We start from the raw sequence: 23,593 nt of genomic DNA on the forward strand, positions 1-23,593 counted from the left end.
TTAAAATAGAATAAATCAAAATTAATTGAGCCATATTGGTGCAAAAAAAGCTGACCTAACACGAATGGTAAAACTAAAAAAGTGATAGTGTGTGGATTGACGCCTCTTGAATTTTTTGAATGATTATTCGGAAAAAATAATCAGTTGTATCACCTTGATAACTTTCTACGATTAAATAAGGTTTTATTGACTTTAATCACCATGAAATCTGGAAAAAGGGCAAAATTCATCCTAAAGACTTAGAGGGATTGGCTAGCAACAGAAATCATAAATCAGGTACAATTGGCGGGATTAATTTTGTGTTTGGTGTATTTGAAGGCCAATACATACATTCTTTGTTAATAAATAGGCCTGCCAGGAGTTATCCCCGCATGAGTGCCATTACTCCATACGATTGGGCAATAATTGCCTTCGTGATCGGCGTTACATTTTTATGCGTCTTTATGCTCACTGTCCCGCTACTCCTAGGGGGTAAATCGTGGGGACGTGCTAAGCAAGAGCAGTTCGAGTCAGGCGTAGTTAGTGCTGGTGGAGCACGAATTCGTCTATCTGCAAAATTCTATTTGGTTGCAATCTTCTTCGTTGTGTTTGACTTAGAAGCGCTCTATCTCTATGCATGGGCTGCGTCAGTTCGTGAAGTGGGTTGGATCGGTTTTGCAGCAGCAGCTGTATTTATTTTAGTTTTACTCGTTGGCTTGATTTATGAGTTGTCTACTGGTGCATTAAATTGGGCGCCATCTGATAAGCGTAAAGCAGCAGGGATTAAACCTAAAATTGGTTCGCCAAATATGGATCTCGCAGAAATTACTCGCTTCAACTCAATTGAGGAGTTGGTGGTTGACCCTACAGGTCAAATTCCAGCGCAATCATCTGGTCGTGTAAAAGCTTCGCCAACGACTACATCATCTGATAAGGAGTAATACGGGATGAAATATACATTAACCCGTGCGAATCCGGATGCTGATCAGTATCCACTTCAAGAGCGTATCGTTGTAGAAGATCCGCTTCTACAAGAAGAAGTGAATAAGAATGTGTTCATGACTCGTTTAGAGGATTTGGCGCATACAGCAGTAAACTGGGGTCGTAAAAACTCAGTTTGGCCGTTCAACTTTGGTACATCTTGCTGCTACGTAGAGTATGCAACGACTTTAACAGGCGTGCATGACTTGTCACGTTTTGGTGCCGAAGTAATTCGTGCTTCACCACGTCAAGCGGACTTGATGATTGTTGCGGGTACATGCTTCGTCAAGATGGCACCTGTAATTCAACGCCTTTATGAGCAAATGTTAGAACCTAAATGGGTGATCTCAATGGGTGCATGCGCAAACTCTGGCGGTATGTATGACATTTACTCGGTTGTACAAGGTGTCGATAAAATCATTCCAGTGGATGTGTATATTCCAGGTTGCCCACCGCGTCCTGAAGCATTAATCCAAGCGTTGATGTTATTGCAAGACCAAATTCAATTAGAGCGTCGTCCGCTTTCTGCGGTGATCGGTGATGATCTTAAGCCAGTTTATAAGCCAAAGATGCAGCCTGAACGTGACCGTAAGAATGCTGAACGTATTGCAGTAAAACACTTACGCTCTATGGATGAAATTAAATAATCTTAACGGCAAATAATATTGATGCACCCGCTTGGGTGTAATTGTCGTTTTGGTTGAATGAATTTGTATTAAATAGGAAGCCAAGCCAATGGCTGAAACTGACATTGCTATGCCAGAATCAACTCCAGTTGATTCACGCCCAGCATTTGCAATTGTAGAAGAGCTCAAAACCAAGTTTGGTGAGAATTTCTACGTGCAAACGACTTTTGAAGACTTTCCAACAGTCTGGGTTGAGCGCTCACGTGTACAAGACGTATTAATGTTCTTGCGTACAGTGTCACGTCCTTACGTGATGTTGTTTGACTTGTCAGCGGTAGATGAGCGTTTACGTACTCACCGCGATGGGTTACCTGCGTCTGACTTCACTGTGTTCTATCACTTGTTGTCACTAGAGCGTAATACGGATATTCGTATTAAAGTTGCGTTGAATGAGTCTGATCTCAATATTCCAACAGCAACCAACATTTGGCCAAATGCCAACTGGTACGAACGTGAAGCTTACGATATGTTCGGCATTAACTTCGAAGGGCATCCAATGCTCCGTCGTATTTTATTGCCAACGTATTGGGAAGGTCATCCGTTGCGTAAAGAATATTCTGCACGTGCGACTGAATACACACCTTATCGTCAGAACCAAGCGAAACAAGATTTCGAACAAGAGCATTTACGTTTTGTACCTGAAGATTGGGGTCTAAAACGCGGTAATGCTGATGAAGACTTCATGTTCTTGAACTTGGGTCCTAACCATCCATCTGCGCATGGTGCATTCCGTGTGATCTTGCAGTTAGATGGCGAAGAAGTGAAAGACTGTGTGCCTGATATCGGTTATCACCACCGTGGTGTGGAAAAGATGGCTGAACGTCAAACTTGGCATTCATTCATTCCGTATACTGACCGTGTTGACTACTTAGGTGGTTGTGCGCAAAACATGCCTTATGTGATGGGTGTGGAGCAGATGGCAGGGATCACTGTGCCAGAACGTGCGCAATGTATTCGTGTCATGATGTCGGAACTATTCCGTATCAATAACCACTTGCTTTATATCGGTACAGCGATTCAGGATGCCGGCGGTATGACCCCAGTATTCTATATGTTCGCCGATCGTCAAAAGATCTATGACGCGATTGAAGCAATCACGGGTTACCGTATGCACCCAGCATGGTTCCGTATCGGTGGTACTGCACACGATCTTCCAAACAACTGGCAACATTTGATCCGTGAAATTTTGGATTGGATGCCTAAACGTTTGAAGGAATATCATACTGCAGCACTTAAAAACTCGGTATTTGAAGGTCGTACCCGTAATGTTGCGCAATACGATGCAAAATCTGCATTGGCATGGGGTGTAACAGGTACAGGTTTACGTGCAACAGGTATTGATTTTGACGTACGTAAATATCGTCCATATAGCGGTTATGAAAATTACGACTTCGAAGTGCCTGTAGAATACGAAGGCGATGCATATGCACGTGTGATCGTTCACTACCGTGAAATCGAACAATCTTTAAAAATCATCAAGCAGTGCTTGGATAACATGCCATCTGGTCCTTATAAAGCGGATCACCCATTGGCTGTTCCACCACCGAAAGATAAGACACTACAAGACATTGAAACTTTGATTACGCACTTCTTAAGCGTGTCATGGGGTCCTGTCATGCCAGCAGGTGAAGCATCTGTTATGGCGGAAGTGGTAAAAGGTGCATCGAACTACTACTTGACTTCAGACAAGTCAACGATGAGTTACCGTACCCGTATTCGTACACCAACCTTCACGCACTTACAGCAAATTCCTTCTGTAATTAACGGCAGTCTTGTATCTGACTTAATCATTTATTTAGCGACGATTGATGTCGTAATGGCTGACGTGGATCGCTAAGGGGTACGCATTATGATGATTTTGACTGATAAAAAGCCACGTGTGAATGTCGAAGGGATTTTAACTGCGGAAGAAATCCACGAAATCGAGCATCACATTGGTCATTACCCATACCCACGTGCGGCATGTTTAGATGCACTTAAATGTGTTCAACGTCGTAATGGTTGGGTGGATGATGCGCAAATGAATGCGATTGCGCAGATGTTGTCAATGAGCCTTGCTGATTTGGAAGGTGTGGCAACATTCTATAACCGTATTTACCGCCAGCCAGTAGGTCGCAACGTAATTTTGCTTTGTGATTCTATTGCTTGCTTCTTGATGGGTGCGGAAACTTTAGCAGAAGCATTCCAACGCGAACTCGGGATTTCATTTGGTCAAACGACAGCTGATGGTCGTTTTACTTTGCTCCCGATTTGCTGTTTAGGAAACTGTGATAAGGGTCCAACCTTGATGATTAATGAAGATACTCACGGTCTAGTAGAAGTTTCTTCAGTGAAACAGTTATTGGAGAAGTATGTATGAATACTGAACCAAAACCGATTTATGGCGACGGTAACCCAGAAACTCACCCATTAACATGGCGTTTGAGCAAGCAAGAATTTGTTCATAGTGTAGAAGACTATGAGTCTCTTGAAGGGTATGAAGGCTTTAAAAAAGCACTCACAATGCCGCCTAAAGATGTATTGGAAATCATTAAAGCAGCGACTGTGAAAGGTCGTGGTGGTGCTGGTTTCCCTGCAGGGATTAAATGGTCACTCATGGCGCCAAATGACAATTCAGGTCCTCGTTACTTGATTTGTAATGCCGATGAGATGGAACCAGGTACATTCAAAGACCGTTTGTTGATGGAAAAACTTCCTCATCAATTGATCGAAGGGATGTTAATTGCAGGTTATACACTTGAAGCAACCCATGGTTATATTTTTATCCGTGGTGAATACATCGAAGCTGCGAAATATTTGAACCAAGCTTTAGAGCAAATTCGTGCCAAAGGTTACTTGGGTGAAAACATCCTTGGTTCTGGCTGGAACTTTGAACTACATGTGCACACTGGTGCGGGTCGTTATATCTGTGGTGAAGAAACTGCATTGATCAACTCGCTTGAAGGTCGCCGTGCAAATCCACGTACAAAACCACCATTCCCACAAGTTGCAGGTGCTTGGGGTCGTCCTACGATTGTTAACAACGTAGAGACCTACAATAACTTACCTGCAATTATGCTGCGTGGTCCTGAGTGGTATATCAATTTATCTGCAGGTAAGTCGAAAGATCCAGGCACTAAAATTTATGGTGCATCAGGTAAAGTGAAATTCCCTGGTCTTTGGGAGCTTCCATTCGGTACAACTGCACGTGAAGTGATTGAAGAACATGCGGGTGGTATGCGTGATGGCTTAAAGCTTAAAGCATGGTTACCAGGTGGTGCATCAACTGACTTTTTGGCAGCTGAACACATCGATCTTCCAATGGATGCGGAAAGCATCATGAAAGCAGGTTCGCGTTTAGGTACGTGTTTGCTCATGGTGGTTGATGAAACTCAATGTATGGTTTCAGCAACACGTAACTTAGAAGAATTCTTTGCGCGTGAATCATGTGGTTTCTGTACACCATGTCGTGATGGTTTACCTTGGGCAGTGAAAGCGCTTAAAGCACTTGAAGATGGTACAGGCAAGAAAGAAGACATCGATCATTTGCAAGAGCTTACACGTAAGCTTTGGATTGGTAAGACTTTCTGTGCTCACGCTCCTGGTGCTATGGAACCACTCATGGGTGCACTCAAATATTTCCGTGGCGAATTTGAAGCAAAAGTGGTGAATGCCGCTGCTCAAGTTAGCAACGTAGAACAAGCTTAAGGAATTCGACTATGGCTACAATTCATGTCGATGGCAAATCGTATGAAGTCAATGGCTCAGAGAACTTGCTACAAGCATGCTTGTCTTTGGGTATTGATATCCCGTACTTTTGTTGGCATCCATCCTTAGGTTCTGTCGGTTCTTGCCGTCAATGTGCTGTAACTCAATACGCGAATCCAGAAGATACTCGCGGTCGTTTAGTTATGTCATGTATGACACCTGCAGCTGACAATACCTACATCTCGATTGAAGACAAAGAAGCAAAAGATTTCCGTGCATCTATTGTTGAATTCTTGATGACGAACCACCCACATGACTGTCCAGTCTGTGAGGAAGGTGGTCATTGTCACCTTCAAGATATGACTGTGATGACACAACATGACCGTCGTCGTTACCGTTTCACGAAACGTACGCATTACAACCAAGAACTTGGTTCGTTTATTGCGCACGAGATGAACCGTTGTATCGCATGTTACCGTTGTGTTCGTTACTATAAAGACTACGCAGGTGGCACAGACTTCGGTGTGTATGCAAACGCTTCACGTGTTTATTTTGGTCGTCCAGAATCAGGTACTTTAGAATCTGAGTTCTCGGGTAACTTAACTGAAGTATGTCCGACGGGCGTATTCACAGACAAAACACACTCTGCACGTTATAACCGTAAATGGGACATGCAGTATGCGCCAAGCGTCTGCCAAGGCTGTTCTTCAGGTTGTAACATCTCTCCGGGTGAGCGTTATGGTGAATTACGCCGTGTAGAAAACCGTTTTAACGGTGAAGTCAACCAATACTTCCTGTGCGATAAAGGCCGTTTCGGTACGGGTTATGTGAACCGTGAAGACCGTCCACGTCAACCGCAATTCCGTTCAGGTAGCAATGTAGAGACTGTTTCAGTTGATACAGCGTTAGACACCGTGATTGAGAAAATCCAAGGCAAAAAAGTATTGGGTATTGGTTCTCCACGTGCATCTCTTGAGTCTAACTTTGCGCTTCGTGAATTGGTTGGACAAGCAAACTATTCAACAGGTATGTCTCAAAAAGAGCAAAACTTGGTTGAACTTGCTGCATCAATTATGCAAACCGAGGGTGTATATAACCCAGGTATGCGTGAAATTGAAAGTTACGATGCTGTCTTAATTCTCGGTGAAGATTTAACTCAAACTGCACCACGTATGGCATTGTCTGTACGTCAAGCTGCGAAAAACAAAGCCAAAGAAATGGCTGCAGAACGCCGTACACAAGAATGGTTGGCTGAGCCAGTACAACGTATTGCTCAAGACGAAAAATCACCAATTTATATCTTGGCTGCGACTCAAACACGTTTATCTGACGTAGCTACTGGTGAAGTCGTTGCTTCTCCAAATGATATCGCACGTTTAGGTTTTGCTGTTGCTGCGGCGGTTAAAGGTGAAAGTATTACCGGTTTAGAAGAAGATGCAAAAGCATTTGCTCAAACCATTGCTGACACTTTAAAAGCTGCAAAAAAACCATTGATTATCTCTGGTACAAGCTTGCAAGAAGCTGCAATTATGGAAGCTGCTGCACAAGTTGCACAGAATCTGGGTAATGCGGGTCTAACTTTGACTGTTCCTGAAGTGAACTCAATGGGCTTAGCAATCTTTGGCGGTAACAGCCTTGAGCAAGCATTTGCACAAGACTATGACACTGTCGTGATTGTAGAAAACGACCTTTATCGTCGTTTACCTGCAGTGCAAGTAGATGCTGCTTTGTCTGGTAAAGACGTGATCGTGCTTGACCATTCAGAAACTGAAACGGTGAAAAGAGCGAATATCGTTCTTTCTGCAGCGAGCTTTGCTGAAGGTGACGGTACTGTGGTATCTCAAGAAGGCCGTGCACAACGTTTCTATCAAGTATATGACCCAAGTTACTACAAACCAGAACTTGCGATCAAAGAATCTTGGCGTTGGTTACATGCCATTGAAACTGGCGTGAAAGGCAAAGCAATTTCTTGGACTGTGCTTGATGATGTCATCGAATCAGTTGCCAAGAATGTACCTGCGCTTGAAGCGATTCAAGATGTAGCACCAGATGCAGGATTCCGTGTCCATGGTCTTAAAGTGGCACGTGAACCACGTCGTTACTCTGGTCGTACTTCACTTCGTGCGCCGTTATCTGTCCATGAGCCTAAACAACCAACTGATCAAGACTCTGCATTAACATTCTCTATGGAAGGTTATGTCGGGAACCAAACGCCGTCAGCGTTAGTTCCATTTGCATGGTCAGCAGGTTGGAACTCGCCACAAGCTTGGAATAAGTTCCAAGAATCAGTGGGCGGTTCTTTAAAAGGTGGTGATTCAGGTATTCGTTTATTTGATCGCCTTGCGAAATTACCAGCACGCACATACGTTGCACCAGCACCAGTTCTTGTAAATGCTGAGAGTTTCCGCCTTGTTCCAATGCATCATATTTTTGGTTCTGGTGAATTCACAGTGAAAACACCTGCAATGGAGTCTCGTATTCCAGAAGCGGTATTTGCAGTGGGTGAGCAAGATGCAGCGCGCTTGAATGTGAAAGACGGCCAAAACATTACTGTGAAAGCAGGTGAGGCTTCGATCGTTCTTCCTGTTCAAGTCATTGAATATTTACCTACAGGTTATATTGGTTACCCAATTGGTCTCGCGCCAACGGTATCGTTAGCTGAGCCTGTATCAGTCGCGGTAGGAGCATAATTCATGGAACAAGAATTAATCCGTCAAACGCCGCTTTGGGCTGAGAACTGGCCAATTGCCTACTCTGTAGTTCAAGCGATTGTGATCTTGCTCGTTGTAGTTTTGATTGCTGCGTTGATGTCTTTCATTGAGCGTCGTTTACTTGGCTTATGGCAAGACCGTTACGGTCCAAACCGTGTAGGTCCTGGGGGGATGTTCCAGATTGTTGCCGACATGCTGAAAATCATGTTCAAAGAAGACTGGACACCAAAGTTTGCAGATAAATTGACTTTCCGTTTAGCTCCAGCAGTTGCAATGGCAACTGCGGTGTTATCGTTCATGGTTATCCCTGTATCACCTTATTTAGGTGTTGCAGACATGAGTATCGGTCTATTGTTCTTTATGGCAATGGCGGGTATTGCAGTGTATGCAGTTTTATTTGGTGGTTGGTCATCAAACAATAAATATGCATTACTCGGTGGTCTTCGTTCAGCAGCTCAAACGATCTCTTATGAGGTCTTTTTAGGTATTTCCTTGATGGGTGTGGTTGCAATTGCAGGCTCATTCAACATGCGTGAAATCGTAGAAGCTCAAAAAGATGTATGGTTTGTCATTCCACAATTCTTAGGTTTCCTCATCTTCGTGGTTGCAGGTGTTGCGGTAACGCATCGTCACCCATTTGACCAACCAGAAGCGGAACAAGAATTGGCGGAAGGTTACCATGTCGAATATGGTGGTATGAAATGGGGGATGTTCTTCGTTGCGGAATACGTCAACGTTGTCCTGATCTCAGCTTTGATCGTAACCTTATTCTTCGGTGGTTGGTTAGCACCATTTGGTCTAGATTTCCTACCTCCAGCATTTTGGTTCATGATTAAAACAGCATTCTTTGTGATGATGTTTGTCTTGGCACGTGGTTCATTAATGCGTCCACGTTATGACCAAGTGATGAACTTTGGTTGGAAGATTTGTTTGCCTTTAGCGTTGGTCAACTTGTTGGTGACTGGTGCTGTGATTCTGATGAATCAGGCCTAGGACAGCAGGGAGAACATTATGTATAAAATTCTAGCTGGGTTTGGGTCAATTGTACGTTCGTTGTGGATGGTATTTAGCCACGCAACACGTAAACGTGACACTATTTTATACCCTGAAGTTAAAGCTGAAGAAATCGTTCCACCACGATTCCGTGGCCGTATCGTATTGACACGTGACCCAGATGGTGAAGAGCGTTGTGTAGCTTGTAACTTGTGTGCTGTAGCTTGCCCTGTTGGCTGTATTTCATTACAGAAAGCTGAAAAAGAAGATGGTCGTTGGTATCCGGAATTTTTCCGTATCAACTTCTCTCGTTGTATTTTCTGCGGTATGTGTGAAGAAGCATGTCCTACAACTGCTATTCAGATGACACCTGATTTCGAACTCAGTGAATACGTTCGTCAAGACTTAGTTTATGAGAAAGAAAACTTGCTCATTTCTGGTCCTGGTAAATATCCAGACTATAACTTCTACCGTGTAACTGGTATGGCTGTAGCTGGTAAAGACAAAGGTCAGGCTCAGCGTGAAAGCGCACCTGTCGATGTACGGAGCTTATTACCATGATGTGGCCATTTTATTTGATGGCACTTGTGGCCATCGTTTCTACGGTTCGTGTTGTGACTAATGCGAATCCAGTACACGCACTTTTAAGCTTAATCGTTTCGTTACTTGCAGTTGCTGGTATGTTCATGATCGTTGGTGCACCATTTGCAGGTGCACTTGAGATTATTGTTTACGCTGGTGCAATTATGGTTCTTTTCGTCTTCGTTGTGATGATGTTGAACCTTGGTTCTCAAACTGTTGATCAAGAACGTAAATGGTTAACATCTGATGCTTGGGCTTACCCTGCATTGATGAGCTTTTTAATGGGTCTGGTTTTAGTTTGGACAATGACTTCAGAGCACAGCATTTCTGGTCCTTTAATGGGTACAGAAGTTGTAGGCCCTAAAGAAGTTGGTCAAGCACTCTTTACACAATATTTATTATTGGTTGAAGTTGCCGCAATGTTATTGCTTGCTGCGTTAGTCGCTGCATTCCACTTAGGCAAACGTGAACCAAGTGCAGAAGAGGAAAAAGAATAATGGGTAATATCCCTTTAGAGCATGGTTTGATTGTTGCAACCATTCTTTTTGCACTCGGTTTCTACGGTGTAATGGTGCGACGCAACCTTCTATTTATGTTAATGAGCCTTGAGATCATGATGAATGCAGCAGCGCTTGCATTCGTCCTCGCTGGTAGTGCATGGGTGCAACCAGATGGTCAGATCATGTTTATCTTGATCTTAACGCTTGCTGCGGCAGAGGCGTGTATCGGGCTTGCGATCGTCCTTCAGTTCTATCATCGCTTCCATCATTTGGATGTAGATGCTGCTAGTGAGATGCGCGGATGAGTTTATTAGCATTAACCATATTATTTCCGCTCATTGGTTTTATCCTTTTAGCGGCAGGGCGTAATAAGCTTCCTGAAATTGTAGCTGCCATTATTGGTGTGGGTTCAGTTGGTCTTTCTGCACTATGTGCATTATTGGCTGGTATGAATTTCATCAACAGCGGTGAAACATCTCAAGTGACTCACCTTTGGACTTGGTTCAGTGTGGGTGGTTTTGAACCAGGCATTAGCTTGCACTTAGATGGTTTATCTTTACTTATGCTTGGCATGATTACGGGTGTGGGTTTCTTAATTCATATCTTTGCATCATGGTATATGCGTGGTGAAGAAGATTTTGCACGTTTCTTTTCTTACTTCAACTTATTCGTAGCAAGCATGTTATTGCTTGTGTTGGGTGATAACCTTGCGTTGTTATTCTTAGGTTGGGAAGGTGTTGGTCTGTGCTCATACTTGCTGATTGGTTATTACTACCAAAATCCAGCAAATGGTGCTGCTGCAATTAAAGCATTCACCGTGACACGTATAGGTGACGTTTTTTTACTCATCGCATTGTTCTTAATTTTCCAACAATTTGGAACATTGAATATTGCTGAAATCGTTGCTGCTGCGCCTGTGGTAATGACACAAAGCTCATCGTTAACCATTTGGACTGCATTAATGTTGTTCTTGGGTGCTGCAGGTAAATCTGCGCAAATCCCATTACAAACATGGTTAGCAGACGCGATGGCGGGTCCTACACCAGTATCTGCATTAATCCATGCTGCAACAATGGTAACAGCAGGTGTTTACCTATGCTGCCGTATGTTCTCTGTATTTGAAATGGCACCAGAAGTCATGGTGTTTATCTCAATCACAGGTGCGGTAACATTATTAGTTGCAGGTTTTGCTGCACTGGTTCAAACAGACATCAAACGTATTCTTGCTTACTCTACAATGAGTCAGCTCGGTTATATGTTTATGGCTGTAGGTGCTGAAGCATACCAAGCAGGCTTGTTCCACATGTTGACTCACGCATTTTTCAAAGCGTTGTTGTTCTTGTCATCGGGTGCGGTGATTCTTGCATACCATCACGAACAAAACATTTTCAAAATGGGTGGTTTGTTCAAGCGTAATAAATTCTTATTTGCTTGTTTCGCGATCGGTGGCGGTGCCTTAGCAGCGATTCCATTCTTAACGATTGGTTTCTTCTCAAAAGACGCAATCTTGGCGGCTGTGTGGACACAAAGCCATATCGCAGGCTTACCTGTATTCAATACATTGTATTGGGTCGGTGTTGCTGGTGCATTCTTAACATCAATCTATACTTTCCGTTTAATTTGGATTGTGTTCTTTGGCGAAGAGAAAACGCCTTATCACGAAATCAAAGGTGCAACTTACTGGGCTCCTTTAGCGATTCTCGCTGTCCTTTCTACAGGTTTGGCAATCGTACTTAAAGCGCCAGTCATGAGTATTCTTGATGCAGCACAAATCCCTGCATTTGTTATTCCTGAAGCGCTAGAAGCTGGTGCGCATGGTGCAGAATATGTCGCTATTGCAATCGCACTTGCTGGTTTAGCGGTTGGTGTTGTCTTATTTGCTTTTGCTTATAAAGCAGTTCAAGGTTTTGCTCGCACTTCATTGGGTGCTGGACTTGCAAATATCTGTCGTAATGCGCTTGGTTTCGATGCGTTATATGACCTCGTGTTTGTAAAACCTTACTTATTTATTGCAAAAATGATTGGTCGTGACCCGATTGATGGCGTATGGCTTGTATTGCCAGCGATTGTTAAAGGTGGTCATAGCTTCACTAGTTCACGTCAAACAGGTTCTTTGCGTGAGTACGCATCGAGCATGGCGTTCGGTATCGTGGTGATTATCATGATTCTGATCGTGACTCAGATCGTGGGGAAATAAGATGGAAAACATCAATAACTGGTATTTACCCGCGCTGATCCTCATTCCGTTCATTGCTGGTTTTATTTGTTGGGTCGTTGATAAATTAGATCAACACCTACCACGTTATATTGCACTTGTGGGTATGCTCATTACTTTGGGCATGACCGTTGCTTTATGGCAATCAGGTACCTACAGCTACCAAATTGGTGAAACTGTACCGACTTGGTCTGCAGAGTTCTATGTACCTTGGATTCAAACCCTTGGCATTAACATCCACTTAGCGGTGGATGGTCTTTCACTTCTCATGGTCGGTTTAACTGCTTTACTAGGTGTATTGGCGGTTGGCTGTTCTTGGGGTGAAATTCAGAAGAACGTTGGTTTCTTCCACTTAAACCTTTTATGGTCTTTAGGTGGCGTGATCGGTGTATTCTTGGCTGTTGATTTGTTCTTGTTCTTCTTCTTCTGGGAGATGATGCTCGTTCCAATCTACTTCTTGATTGCACTCTGGGGCCACAAAGGTGCTTCTGGTAAATCTCGTGTTTACGCTGCGACTAAATTCTTTATTTACACGCAGGTGGCTGGTCTGATCATGTTGATTGGTATCTTAGGTCTTGTGATCTACGGTTTCATGATGACAGATACAATCAGCTTCAGTTATAACCATTTACTCGCTGTTGCGAATACATTGGATGCTAACCCACAAACGTCATCAATTGCCTTTGCATTTATGATTTGTTTGTTTATTGGTTTTGCAGTCAAACTTCCTGTTTTCCCCTTGCATGGTTGGTTACCAGACGCGCACGCACAAGCACCTACAGCAGGTTCTGTAGACCTTGCGGGTATCTTAATTAAGACAGCGGCTTACGGTTTACTTCGTTTCGTCATTCCATTCTTCCCAGTAGCTTCAGCGCAGTTTGCTGATGTAGCAATCATTTTCGGTTTAATTGGTATCTTCTACGGTGCTTGGTGTGCTTTCCAGCAAACCGATATGAAACGTTTGTTGGCGTATACGTCGATTTCACACATGGGCTTTGTTTTACTTGCAATCTACGCAGGTAACATCCTGACCTTCCAAGGTCTGATGGTCATGATGTTGGCTCACGGTTTATCGTCAGCAGCATTATTCATTATGTGTGGTCAAGTGTATGAGCGTCTTCACACACGTGATTTACGCTTGATGGGTGGTATTCGTGGTCAATTCCAGTATTTACCATTCTTCTTGATGTTCTTTATTGCTGCGCTTGTAGGTATCCCTGGCTTAGGTAACTTCATTGGTGAGTTCCTCATCTTGATGGGTGCATTTGCTCAATTCCCTACATTCACGATTATTGCTGCGATCAGCTTAGTATTTGCGGGTCTATATGGTTTAATCCTGATTCATAAAGCGTTATTTGGTGTGCCAAACGAAGAGCAAAAACAACACTATGCGAACCCATTAAAAGATCTTAATGCGCGTGAGCTTGGTATTTTGTTAATTTGTGCGTTCGGTCTGTTATGGCTTGGTTTGTATCCACAAAGCTTCCTTGATATTTCAGAATCAAGTTTGGCTTGGATTGCGAATAGCTACATTCCAGTACAAGAAGTAGTTGAAGTGGTTGAACAAGCCACAACTCAACTCGAAAATGTGGAGATGCAATAAGTCATGAACTTCACACTATCATTTTCTGAGCTAATGCCATTAGCTCCTGTGATGATTGTTGCTTTAACAGCAATCATCGTAATGATTTTGACTGCAATCAAACGTAATCATAATTTGATTGCGACAGTATCTGTTATCGGTCTTAACCTTGCATTGTTGAATATTCTATTCACGTTGTTTACAGGTTCTCAGATCTCACCAAATGTCATGAACCTATTTATGGTTGATGCTTTTGGTCTGTTCTATCAAGTGATTATTTTGATTGCTGCATTGGCTTGTTGCACACTGTCACATGCATATATCGAAACCTATAAAGATAATCGTGAAGAACTTTATCTATTAATGTTGATCTCTGTTTCAGGGGCAATGTTAATGGTAACAAGTTCACACTTTGCATCATTCTTCATTAGCTTAGAGTTAATGTCGATTCCAGTGTACGGTCTGATTGCTTATACCTACCAGCGCGGTAAGTCACTCGAAGCGGGTATTAAATATCTTGTACTTTCAGCAACTGCTTCTGCAATGTTGTTGATGGGTATGGCTTATGTTTACTCAGTTCTAGGTTCATTATCATTTGCGGGTCAAGTGGATGATATGTTCTGGGCGTTAACTAAGTCTCAAGATCCTCAATTGATGATGGCGCTGCAATCTTATATTCCTCAATTTGGTGAGAAACTTACCACTGTATTTGGAATCTTAGGTCTTGGTTTAATCATCGCAGCTGTTGCATTTAAATTGTCTTTAGCGCCATTCCATAAATGGACGCCAGATGTGTATGCAGGTGCTCCAGCACCAATTGCAACATTCCTTGCTACTGTAGCTAAAGTTGCAATGATTGGTTTATTCGTACGTTACTTACTGTCTTCAGGTGTAATTGGTATCGAATCGATCAAAACGATTTTGATCGTCATTGCAGTGTTATCAATCTTGATTGGTAACATGCTTGCAGTGAAACAAGTGAACTTAAAACGTATTTTGGCATACTCGTCAATTGCGCATTTTGGTTACTTATTCCTTGCTGTTGTTACGACATCTTTCTTAAGCTTAACGTCAGTAAGTTTATATGTATTAACGTATGTATTAACGACGATTGGTGCGTTTGGTGCTGTAGCGTTGATGTCTAGCCCATACAACAACAATGACGAAGCAGAATCACTTGCAGACTACCGTGGTCTATTCTGGCGTCGTCCAGTATTGACGGCAACACTGACTGTGATGATGCTATCTCTTGCAGGTATTCCGTTAACTGCAGGCTTCATCGGTAAATTCATGCTGATCATGACAGTTGTGTCTGAAGCACATTGGTTCTTCGCTGCGATGATCATTGTGGGTTCTGGTATTGGTCTATACTATTACCTACGTGTCATGATCGTCATGTATATGACGCCACCAGACACTCCACGTATTGATGCTGATAAACATTGGGGTCAAAAAGTGGGTGGTATTATGGTATTGCTTGCTGCGCTTGCAGTGCTTGTAATCGGTGTATATCCAGATCCAGTCATTGCGATGGCAAATCAAGCACAATTGATCGCGCCATTACATATCGTTCTTCAATAGTTGATCGATTAATCTAAAAAAACTATTGTTGTTAACAAAAAAAGCCCTCATTCATTGAGGGCTTTTCTTATTTCTTATATTAAAAACATTTATAATAGACAGAATTTACATTTATGCTTCAGGTGTTCTCCCGTGCCAATCCAAGAAATTCGTCATCCGCTCATTCGTCATAAATTAGGTTTATTACGCCGTGCAGATATCAGCACGAAGAACTTCCGTGAGTTAGCGCAAGAAGTCACAATGTTACTGACTTACGAAGCAACCAAAGATTTACCTGTTGTAGATCACGAAATTAATGGCTGGAATGGCCCGGTGACAACACAGCGTATTGCAGGTAAAAAAATTACTGTTGTACCAATTTTACGTGCTGGCATTGGTATGCTTGATGGTTTCTTAAATCTTATTCCAAGTGCAAAAGTTTCTGTTCTTGGTTTAGAGCGTGATGAGGAAACATTAGAAGCACGTACATACTATAAGAAATTGGTACCTGACGTACAAAACCGTATAGCGATGATTATTGATCCAATGCTTGCGACTGGATCATCATTGGTTGCTGCTATTGATGTCCTTAAAGCGAGTGGTTGTAAAGATATCCGAGTGATGGTTTTGGTTGCAGCACCAGAAGGCATTAAACGTGTGGAAGAAGCACATCCTGATGTTGTCATTTTTACCGCAGCTGTAGACAACGGTTTAAACGAGAATGGTTATATCGTTCCGGGTCTTGGGGATGCTGGCGATAAAATTTTTGGTTCTGTACAAAAAGATTAAAATTTGATTAAATTATAGAGGAGGCTAAGGCCTCCTTTTTTATTAAGATTTTGATTCAACGATAAATTTAAAAAACTAATTACTAAGAATCAATCTTTTTTATGCTGGGGAAATAACATGTTTTACAGGGGTGTTTTACATTCGTACGACCCTGCATTGAAAGCAGGAATTATCAAAATCAATGATCATGATTTTGATGTACATTTCGTATTGAATGACATGGCAAATTCCAGTATCGCGCCTCAAATTGGTGAGCGTGTGAAATGTATCGTGGTCGATAAAGACGACCAACGTCATGCAAAATTTATCGTGCGGTTAGACAATAAACATGCACGCGTCGAACAACCCTTGAATCAACTTTTTTATCGTGCGCACGAAGATTTAGAAGGTGAGTCTAAGAAGTTTGAACAAGAGCTAGATGAGCTGATCGAAAAGCGTCTTGCAGATCAGGAAAGTACGCTTGACTCACAAACACAAATCCAAGATTTTGAACTAAATTTTAATACACTGAGTAAAGAATCAATCGTGTTGGATGGTTCTGGTGCTGAACATCATGCAGATCAAGTTTCAGATCCAGTATCTAAAATTTCCTTAGGTGAACCTCTTGAGGAAGAGCAAATTAAAGAAATGCTCGAATCAAAGCCAAGTCGCCGTGTGCCAGTCTTAGATGAGTCAGCTGTCGTACCACTTACGAAAGTTCAACCTTTGAATGAGAGTGCGCCTGAAGAGAACGTAGATGATCATCTACCCGAGCCAACCCATGCAAAAGGGCGCCCACCAAAAGTTGTACGTAAAGAACTCCCTGATGTTAAAACGCATTTTCAATTAAAATTTAATGCGCAAAAATTCATTACGAGTTCGCGTGTTGATGAATTCGGAGCTGATAAAAAATCAAAGAAAAAAGCCAAGAAGATAAAAGATCCAAACAAGCAATTTAATCCATGGATATTTGCAAGTATTGTCCCTATTTTAGTGTTCATTAATCTGGGTGTTTGGGGATTTCAAAAATATGAGCAATACAGAGAAGAGCAAGACGCAAAAGCAAAAATTTATGCGGTAGAACAAGAACACATTATCAAAGAACAAAAGAAAGAAGCTGAGAAATAAAAAAAGCTCCAATGAGGAGCTTGTTTTATTAAGCATCACAGAATTTCATAAAGGCTTTTAAACCAGGTCCCTGATATTTTTGACGGTGTACTAACATAAATAAAGGACGTGTGAGTTGCCAGAACGGCGTTTCTAAAATCACCAGTTGCTCTTTTTCTCTTAATGGTTCAATGGCTAATTTTGAAATACATGACATGCCTAAACCACCAGCAACAATTTTCAAAATAGCTTCATTATGACCCAAAGTTAAACGAATATTGGCATTCGGTAAGTCTTGCAGGATTGCGTTGTCAAAGACTTCACGAGTCCCTGAACCTTCTTCACGTAAAATCCATTCAGCCTGTTTAAAGTCTTCAATGGTCAGAGGGCGGTCTAATTTCGCCAAAGGATGGTCTGGTGAGCAACACACAGCAAGCTCATCATCACGCCAGTGGATCGATTGTAATTGAGGTAAGTGACATGAACCTTCAATAAGGGCTAAATCAAGTTGGAATTGATTAACAGCTTCAATCATTTGACGCGTATTGCCCACTTGAAGTTGCAAATGTGCTTGTGGTTGTAATTGAAGAAAATCAGCCATTAAATCAGGCATCAAATAATCACTAATGGTCAAAGTCGCCCCAATACGGAGATCAATACTTTGAAGCTCGCCTTTTGCCGCTTGTTCAAATGATTCACATCGACCTAAAATTTCAAGCGCCTGTGGAAGTAAAAAACGACCCAAGTCATTCAGTTGTAATCGTTTTCCTAAGCGATCAAATAATGGTGCACCGAGACCATCTTCAAGATCTGCTAACGCCATACTTGCAGCACTTTGTGTGAGTCGTACAGCATCACTTGCTTTAGTTACCGTACCCTCTTGAGCGACAGCTACGAAAACAGCCAGTTGGCGTAATGTCATGCGCATGAATGAAGCCTTAATGTGAAAAAATATTAATAAATTATATTGTCATGCTACCATGAGCGCAGTCTGTCATGCCACGTAGAAATTATGTCAATTGAAAAATTTAGCGTAGAAAAAGTCCTTTCTGTACATCGTTGGACCAACACTTTATTTAGCTTTACCATGACGCGTCCCGCACATTTTAAATTTACCGCAGGGCAGTTCGCGCGTATTGGTTTGAAAGTTGGCGATGATTTGGTGGTACGTGCGTATTCTGTCGTTTCATCGCCTTTTGATGAAACCTTAGAATTCTTTTCAATTGTTGTACCAGATGGTGCTTTTACATCAAATTTACAACATCTCAAAGTTGGTGATGAACTTTATTTGGAAAAGATTCCTTATGGATTTTTGACGTTAGCACGTTACCAGTTACCTATGCCAAATGACCTGTGGTTATTGGCGACAGGCACGGGGCTCGCACCATTTATTTGTATGTTGCAAGACTTTGAAGTATGGCAAAAATATAAAAATATTCATTTGGTTTACAGTGTGAGAACAGCAAGTGAATTGGCTTACGTAGACCGAATTCAGGAAGTCGCGGATACCTTTGGTGAAGGTCATACAGGATTTAAATTTGTGCCAATTATTACACGTGATCCAAATGCACCATTGCATGATCGATTGCCAGTATTGATCGAAAATAGAGCGTTAGAGAAAACCGTTGGTCTCGATTTTAATCCGCAAACGTCACATATCATGCTGTGTGGGAATCCCCAAATGGTTGAAGATACAAAAGAGGCACTGAAAGCCCGTGGCCTGACCATGAATCGCCGTGGTGAAGGAAATATTGCAGTAGAGAACTATTGGTAAGTCCTAATCACCCTCTCTCTTTGGGTGAGGGAATTATGGCAAAAAACCTCCATCTCGGAGGTTTTTTTTCTAAATTACATAGGAATACTATGCGACATACTTAATGGACAAACATATCCATAAATTCACGAATCTCTTGAATCGCAGTATCTACATCACTCGTGAGCCAAGTCGGTTCAAATAAACCTGCATAATGCTCCAAACGATCGTGTGGAACCACTAAACGAATTGGGCATTCTTCTTCGAGTAAACGCCAAGGAATAATGGGTACTTCATTATCTAAGAAGCAAGCGATGTTACGAATGTCGATGATCATGCCGTTGACACATTCAGGAAAGGGCATCACCGAAAACTCTTCAGTGCGACGGCGGAAATACTCTAAGTCACCCCACTTCAGCACATAGCTTGGTTTCGTAAACTCAATAATTCCAATCAAATGCCCATCACGGGTATGATGCAAAGAACAGGCATGAGTGACATCTGTGTCTAAATCTAAAGAGACACTTTGTCGGCGATAGGTCATACAGATCGACAATAAAAATGAGGAGGGTGCATATTATACTCTATTTTGCATCACAGCTCATGTGCTTTGATCAGTACGAATTGATAATGTTTTTTCACACAAAACAACATGATAGATTGCTAGTATAAAAAATCATCAAAATACATAAGAGGGGCATCATGGTAGATCAATCCAATCATCCGACCCATAATGATCAAAAGAAGAAAAGTAAGATCCCAGTGTATATTCTGATTATCGTTGGTATTTTTTTAGCAGCCTTCATTTTCTATATGCTCGCTGATCGTGAACCAACACCAGGTCAAATTCCTGCTGATACGAGTATTCCTGCAACTCAAGATAATGCAGATACAGCAACGGCAACAGATTCAGCAGTGGATAATACCGTTACTGCGGTCGCAAACGATCAATAAACCACTACACTTTTCATGTTTAAACCCAGCTTAGGCTGGGTTTTTTCTTGATTTGCAACAATGTGTTGTATTTATGATGCTTTGAGTTGATTAAAAAATATTCGAAATTTATGGTGTGATGACGCGATCGAAAAATGATCTAGGGAAAAGAATTAAATCAATCGTAATTCAGAACACTTAACATAAGAAGAGGCGTAACCAATGAATGATGAATATAACGGCTTCACTCGAAATGGGGGCTTTGATGCAATGTATTATTGGGAGCAATTCCAACCAATTATTGCTGCAGTGGCCATTTTACTCATAGGATGGATCATCGCTTTAATCGTTGCCGCAGGGGTTAAGAAGGTACTTGCAAAATTAAATACCAATCAAAAATTGAGTAACGCGACAGGACATCGCTCAAATATAGAAAATATCATCTCCAGAGTCGTTTTCTGGCTGATCCTCATTATTGCTGTTATCGGTTCACTCAACGTTTTAAACCTGACCAGTGTGAGTGGTCCGTTTAGTAATATGGTTCAACAATTCTTACTATTTATCCCACAATTATTGGCTGCAGTAGCAGTTGGTTTTATTGGGTGGATCGTAGCAAATTTGGTCAAAGTTGGATTAACTCGACTACTCAGTCGTACACAATTGGATGAAAAGCTCAGTCAAGACGTTGGTGTGAGCTCATTTAGCCAAAATATCAGTGAAATTGTTTACTGGCTCATTTTATTGCTGTTCTTACCGATCGTGCTGTCTATTTTGGGCTTAAATGGTTTGTTATATCCAGTTCAGAATATGGTGACTGAAGCCGTTGCATACTTGCCGAATATCTTTATGGCAGGTGTGATTTTATTTGTTGGTTACATTTTGGCAAAAATTGTACGCGGTATTGTCGAAGGACTACTTTCAAGTTTGAATGTTCAACAGCAAGCTGAAAAAATCGGAATTTTTAAAAATTCCAATCTGCCTAAGCTATTAGGATCATTTGTATTTGCCTTAGTAATCATTACTTCACTGATTATTGCGTTTGAGGCTTTGGGTGTAGACGCGATTTCACAACCAGCAACAGCAATGTTGTATGAAATTATGAATGCAATTCCGCATATCATCGCAGCAGGTTTAATCCTGATCATTGCTTATGTGGTCTCACGTTTCGTATCTAATCTTGTGGTTGAAGTAATCGCTGGGACAGGTATTGATAACATTCCTCAAAAGCTCGATATGCAACGCTTTTTGGGTCAAACCAAAATATCAAAAGTTGTCGGTCATTTGATTGTATTCTTCACCATGCTCTTTGCGGTGTCTGAAGCTGCGAATCGTTTGGGCTTCGATCAAATTAGTGATTTGATTGCGATGTTCATTTATTTCGGAGCGAATGTACTTTTAGGTGCAGTTATCCTCGTCATTGGTTTCTGGTTAGCAAATCTTGTTGCCAATGTGGTGAAGCGTGGTGAGACCAATAGCGCACATTGGTTAGCGAATCTTGTCCGAGTACTGATCATTGGTTTAGTCGTGGCAATGGGCTTGCGTGCAATGGGAATCGCTGACTCAATCGTAAACTTAGCCTTTGGATTAACACTTGGAGCGGTTGCTGTCGCTTTTGCGCTTGCTTTTGGTCTAGGTGGTCGCCAACCTGCAGAGCGATTGTTGACTGACTTAATCGATAAAGCGAAATCTGACGCGAATAAGCCAAGACCAAATCAGCCTGAACAAGTCACTCCACCACTTACTGAGCAAATGGATGCTTCAACTGTTGCGGAAGAATATCAAGACGAAGACATTCCACCCACGCAAATTGATGTAGAGGCACCAACTCAACCATTGAATAATCCTTATGGATCTACAGGAGAGTCGGATCAAAATACACCATCAAAAAATGACCCTAAATAACATGTAAATTTGTGTCGGGATCAGTCAGCATGGTTTGGCTGATCCTCATGAAAAAGAGTAAAAATTATGAGTAAGAAATTTAATAAATTATTCGCCCCAATAGTGATTGCGGGTATCACCGTGGGTTTTTTAGCAAGCGCTTACCGCTTTGTTTTTGCAAATTCAAAAGCTACTGAAAACAACAGACTCAATACACCATCTATTGATGATGCAGTAACAGATCCAACCACACAAATGCTTGATTCAACTGATACCAACGCCCAAAGACCCTCATAAATTTCTTCCTTTAGAAAAGATAAATCAATAATGAAGCATTCGATTGATCAATAGGGACGATATTCAAAGAGGGCAAAGGATGCCCCCTTTAATGAAAAAATGAACAATACTCGTTGTTAATTAGACATACTCAGATGCGGCATGTGCAGATGACCAAGCCCATTGAAAGTTAAATCCACCTAAATGGCCAGTTACATCGAGTATTTCACCGACGAAGAAAAGTCCTTTTTGCTTTTTACTTTCCATTGTTTTTGAGGAAACTTCAGTGGTATCAACTCCACCTAAAGTCACCTCAGCCGTACGGTATCCTTCAGTCCCAGAAGGTTTAACTTCAAATGCATGAAGGCGCTGGGCAATCATCTCTAACTTCTCATCACTGATATTACCGATTGATATTTCAGCTTGATCCCTCCAAATCAACTGTTGCAATTCAACTACGACACTCTTGGGTAAGTGTTCAGCGAGTAAGGTGCGGAGTAACACTTTAGGTTGATTTTGTTTTCTAGTTTTAAAAAAATCCAAGAGATCAAGACTCGGTAAAAAGTCGACTTTAAAACTTTGACCCACATCCCAATAGTTTGAGAGCTGTAAAGAACTTGGACCACTTAAACCACGGTGCGTAAACAAGAGTGCTTCAGTAAAGCTATTGAGATGATTGCTTAATGTCGCTTCAACAGCATTGCCACTGAGTCGTGTCGTCACTTCTTTGAAACCATCAGAAAAAGTAAAGGGGACTAGACCTGCACGAGTCGGATAAACATAGTGTCCAAATTGTTTAGCAATCTCATAGCCAATGCCTGAGCCTCCAAGCGTCGGAATTGAGAGACCACCAGATGCGACCACGACAGATTCAACTTCAAAATAACCTAAATTGGTTGCTACTTGAAAACCGTGCTCCTCAAGGGCATTGACGGCTTTCACCTCGCAACTGGTTTTGATGTCGACTAGACCAGTTTTGTCACATTCAGCAAGTAACATGGCTAAGATTTCTTTCGCGCCGTTGAGGGTAAAGAGCTGACCGTGTTTACGTTCTTCGTATTCAATGCCATATTCGCAGACCAAGCCAATGAAATCCCAATTGGTATAACGAGTGAGTGCTGAGATAACAAAATGCGGGTTATGTGAAATATAGTTGTCAGGCTCAACATACAGATTGGTAAAGTTACATTTACCGCCACCTGACATGAGAATTTTTTTCCCTACTTTATTGGCTTTTTCAACCACCACGACACGACGCCCACGTTGAGCAGCCATATATGCGGTCATTAAACCAGATGCACCCGCACCTATTACTAAAACATCGTATTGCTTGGAAGACATGAAAATAATCAAAAAACGAAACAGCGCAATTATAACGGTAAATTAAGATGAACTGAGC

At 41.9% G+C, this 23,593-nt stretch carries 22 protein-coding genes; 19 read left to right on the forward strand and 3 right to left on the reverse strand.

Features of this window, described 5'->3' with window-relative positions; translation table 11 throughout:
* Positions 1–371: 371 nt before the first annotated feature.
* From ndhC to AC1M89_RS12450, 15 genes are all read left to right on the forward strand, one after another.
* Entirely contained in the window at positions 372–920 is a 549-nt protein-coding gene (gene ndhC, locus AC1M89_RS12380) for an NADH-quinone oxidoreductase subunit A (RefSeq protein ID WP_035267255.1), read from the forward strand.
* A gap of 6 nt (positions 921–926) precedes the next feature.
* Positions 927–1,607 (forward strand): NuoB/complex I 20 kDa subunit family protein, encoded by a 681-nt coding sequence (locus AC1M89_RS12385; RefSeq protein WP_035267257.1) that lies wholly within the window; start codon positions 927–929, stop codon positions 1,605–1,607.
* Between the two features lie 88 nt (positions 1,608–1,695).
* Entirely contained in the window at positions 1,696–3,483 is a 1,788-nt protein-coding gene (gene nuoC, locus AC1M89_RS12390; protein WP_035267259.1) for an NADH-quinone oxidoreductase subunit C/D, read from the forward strand.
* Positions 3,484–3,495: 12 nt separating this feature from the next.
* Positions 3,496–4,005 (forward strand): NADH-quinone oxidoreductase subunit NuoE, encoded by a 510-nt coding sequence (gene nuoE / locus AC1M89_RS12395; RefSeq protein ID WP_035267260.1) that lies wholly within the window; start codon positions 3,496–3,498, stop codon positions 4,003–4,005.
* On the forward strand, positions 4,002–5,333 hold the full coding sequence (gene nuoF, locus AC1M89_RS12400; RefSeq protein ID WP_035267262.1) for an NADH-quinone oxidoreductase subunit NuoF: 1,332 nt from the start codon (positions 4,002–4,004) through the stop codon (positions 5,331–5,333). Before nuoE ends, nuoF begins: the two co-directional genes overlap by 4 nt.
* Positions 5,334–5,344: 11 nt before the next feature.
* A complete protein-coding gene (gene nuoG / locus AC1M89_RS12405; protein WP_035267264.1) occupies positions 5,345–8,023 on the forward strand; it encodes an NADH-quinone oxidoreductase subunit NuoG in 2,679 nt (892 codons plus the stop codon).
* Between the two features lie 3 nt (positions 8,024–8,026).
* Complete coding sequence (nuoH, locus tag AC1M89_RS12410) at positions 8,027–9,037, forward strand: NADH-quinone oxidoreductase subunit NuoH (RefSeq protein ID WP_035267266.1); 1,011 nt, start codon at positions 8,027–8,029, stop codon at positions 9,035–9,037.
* A gap of 18 nt (positions 9,038–9,055) precedes the next feature.
* Positions 9,056–9,598 carry an NADH-quinone oxidoreductase subunit NuoI gene (gene nuoI, locus AC1M89_RS12415; RefSeq protein ID WP_035267267.1) on the forward strand — a complete coding sequence of 181 codons (543 nt, stop codon included), beginning with the start codon at positions 9,056–9,058 and terminating at the stop codon, positions 9,596–9,598.
* Positions 9,598–10,116: an NADH-quinone oxidoreductase subunit J gene (nuoJ, locus tag AC1M89_RS12420; RefSeq protein ID WP_481609039.1), complete on the forward strand. Its 519-nt coding sequence runs from the start codon at positions 9,598–9,600 to the stop codon at positions 10,114–10,116. The genes nuoI and nuoJ overlap by 1 nt, the downstream gene beginning before the upstream one ends.
* Entirely contained in the window at positions 10,116–10,424 is a 309-nt protein-coding gene (nuoK, locus tag AC1M89_RS12425) for an NADH-quinone oxidoreductase subunit NuoK (RefSeq protein ID WP_004695395.1), read from the forward strand. The genes nuoJ and nuoK overlap by 1 nt, the downstream gene beginning before the upstream one ends.
* Entirely contained in the window at positions 10,421–12,316 is a 1,896-nt protein-coding gene (gene nuoL, locus AC1M89_RS12430) for an NADH-quinone oxidoreductase subunit L (protein ID WP_092766949.1), read from the forward strand. The genes nuoK and nuoL overlap by 4 nt, the downstream gene beginning before the upstream one ends.
* Position 12,317: 1 nt before the next feature.
* On the forward strand, positions 12,318–13,937 hold the full coding sequence (nuoM, locus tag AC1M89_RS12435; protein ID WP_092766950.1) for an NADH-quinone oxidoreductase subunit M: 1,620 nt from the start codon (positions 12,318–12,320) through the stop codon (positions 13,935–13,937).
* A gap of 3 nt (positions 13,938–13,940) precedes the next feature.
* Complete coding sequence (nuoN, locus tag AC1M89_RS12440) at positions 13,941–15,497, forward strand: NADH-quinone oxidoreductase subunit NuoN (protein ID WP_481589068.1); 1,557 nt, start codon at positions 13,941–13,943, stop codon at positions 15,495–15,497.
* A gap of 132 nt (positions 15,498–15,629) precedes the next feature.
* Complete coding sequence (upp, locus tag AC1M89_RS12445) at positions 15,630–16,265, forward strand: uracil phosphoribosyltransferase (RefSeq protein WP_035267277.1); 636 nt, start codon at positions 15,630–15,632, stop codon at positions 16,263–16,265.
* Between the two features lie 117 nt (positions 16,266–16,382).
* Positions 16,383–17,372 (forward strand): hypothetical protein, encoded by a 990-nt coding sequence (locus tag AC1M89_RS12450; RefSeq protein ID WP_481591595.1) that lies wholly within the window; start codon positions 16,383–16,385, stop codon positions 17,370–17,372.
* Positions 17,373–17,400: 28 nt separating this feature from the next.
* Here the strand turns inward: AC1M89_RS12450 and gigC are convergent, their stop codons facing one another.
* Entirely contained in the window at positions 17,401–18,279 is an 879-nt protein-coding gene (gene gigC / locus AC1M89_RS12455) for a LysR family transcriptional regulator GigC (protein ID WP_180028048.1), read from the reverse strand.
* 84 nt (positions 18,280–18,363) lie between these two features.
* Here gigC and AC1M89_RS12460 point away from each other — a divergent pair, with 84 nt between their 5' ends.
* Positions 18,364–19,125, forward strand: coding sequence for a ferredoxin--NADP reductase (locus tag AC1M89_RS12460; RefSeq protein ID WP_481614269.1), 762 nt, complete (start codon positions 18,364–18,366; stop codon positions 19,123–19,125).
* Positions 19,126–19,225: 100 nt separating this feature from the next.
* On the opposite strand, the gene AC1M89_RS12465 is transcribed toward AC1M89_RS12460, so the two are convergent.
* Positions 19,226–19,648 carry a hypothetical protein gene (locus AC1M89_RS12465; RefSeq protein WP_481591597.1) on the reverse strand — a complete coding sequence of 141 codons (423 nt, stop codon included), beginning with the start codon at positions 19,646–19,648 and terminating at the stop codon, positions 19,226–19,228.
* 158 nt (positions 19,649–19,806) lie between these two features.
* Between AC1M89_RS12465 and AC1M89_RS12470 the strand changes: the two genes are divergently transcribed.
* The 3 genes from AC1M89_RS12470 (at position 19,807) to AC1M89_RS12480 (ending at position 22,215) form a co-directional block, all read left to right on the forward strand.
* The gene (locus AC1M89_RS12470) at positions 19,807–20,058 is read left to right on the forward strand and encodes a hypothetical protein (RefSeq protein ID WP_481596341.1); all 252 of its coding nucleotides are present in this window, start codon (positions 19,807–19,809) and stop codon (positions 20,056–20,058) included.
* A 201-nt stretch (positions 20,059–20,259) separates the two neighbouring features.
* Positions 20,260–21,939 (forward strand): mechanosensitive ion channel, encoded by a 1,680-nt coding sequence (locus AC1M89_RS12475; RefSeq protein WP_481608993.1) that lies wholly within the window; start codon positions 20,260–20,262, stop codon positions 21,937–21,939.
* Positions 21,940–22,005: 66 nt separating this feature from the next.
* A complete protein-coding gene (locus AC1M89_RS12480; RefSeq protein WP_092766956.1) occupies positions 22,006–22,215 on the forward strand; it encodes a hypothetical protein in 210 nt (69 codons plus the stop codon).
* Between the two features lie 120 nt (positions 22,216–22,335).
* Here AC1M89_RS12480 and AC1M89_RS12485 read toward each other — a convergent pair whose 3' ends face one another.
* On the reverse strand, positions 22,336–23,535 hold the full coding sequence (locus AC1M89_RS12485; protein WP_481614270.1) for a BaiN/RdsA family NAD(P)/FAD-dependent oxidoreductase: 1,200 nt from the start codon (positions 23,533–23,535) through the stop codon (positions 22,336–22,338).
* Positions 23,536–23,593: the final 58 nt, after the last annotated feature.

It is taken from the genome of Acinetobacter sp. ANC_7635, assembly GCF_056779945.1.